Source organism: Caballeronia terrestris, assembly GCF_001544515.1.
Lineage (GTDB): Bacteria > Pseudomonadota > Gammaproteobacteria > Burkholderiales > Burkholderiaceae > Caballeronia > Caballeronia terrestris.
Map to the genome: position 1 here is coordinate 1 of NZ_FCOL02000517.1, position 915 is coordinate 915.

General features: G+C 57.8%; 1 protein-coding gene. It reads right to left on the reverse strand.

All coding sequences use genetic code 11. From position 1 onward, the window contains the following. Window positions 1-188: 188 nt before the first annotated feature. On the reverse strand, window positions 189-915 hold a 727-nt coding region (locus tag AWB67_RS38660), incomplete at its 5' end, for a group II intron maturase-specific domain-containing protein (RefSeq protein WP_268808178.1).

The window sequence follows — 915 nt, forward strand, 5'->3', positions numbered from 1 at the left end:
AGCGCATGCTTGTCGTGCACGTTCGCTGCTGTCACCACGGCGCTGTGTGTCAGCCCCGTTTGGCTGTCCACCCCGATGTCGGGTAGCGGTAGCGCATTACTGCGCCACCGCCCCCTAAGAACCGGACGTGCGAGTCGCCCCGCATCCGGCTCAAGCCATTCACCAGCACCAGCGTTGGTACCGGGCAATCAATCGTCAATCGTGGTTCGACGGCGGGCAAAGTAAGACGACCACGCGGGGTCAAACGGATTGGCCTGGCCACGTACCTTCACGTGACGGACAATCGGAACCGCCGCCGCCCGAAACAGCCGGGTTACCCCGTGGGCTTGTGACCGGGCAGTAAATGCCCAGGTACGGTTCCCCTCTACGCGAAAGTATTTGTGTTTCACCCAGCCCGCGCCTTTCGTGGGGTGCCGACGCATCGCCCATTTCCACAAGAGGCGCCAGATGTGAGCATCTACCGACGTAAAATGAGATTTTGAGACCACATGACGGTGATACATGGCCCAGCCCCGAATCACCGGGTTGAGCTGTACGATCAAATTCCGCTGTGTGGCGCTCATGTGCTGTCTCACGAATTTCCTTACCTTTTCCAGAAGTGCCTTCACACTTTTGTTGGCCGGTTTGATAAGCAGCTTGCCCGCGTACTTGCGGACATTCTGCCCAAGGAAATCGAACCCATCGGCGATGTGGGTGACTCTAGTTTTCTCTTCCGAGAGTTCCAGACCTCGAACAGCCAGGAACTGCTTGACCGCAGGAAGTACTTTCTGCTCCAGAATGTCTTTAGACACCCCGGTCACAACGAAGTCGTCCGCATACCGATTGACGTTGATCTTGAACTTTCGGCGTGCGCGTTCCGTCGGTCCCACGCTTGCATCTACTGCCGCCTCCAGTCCGTCCAGCGTCATATTCGCG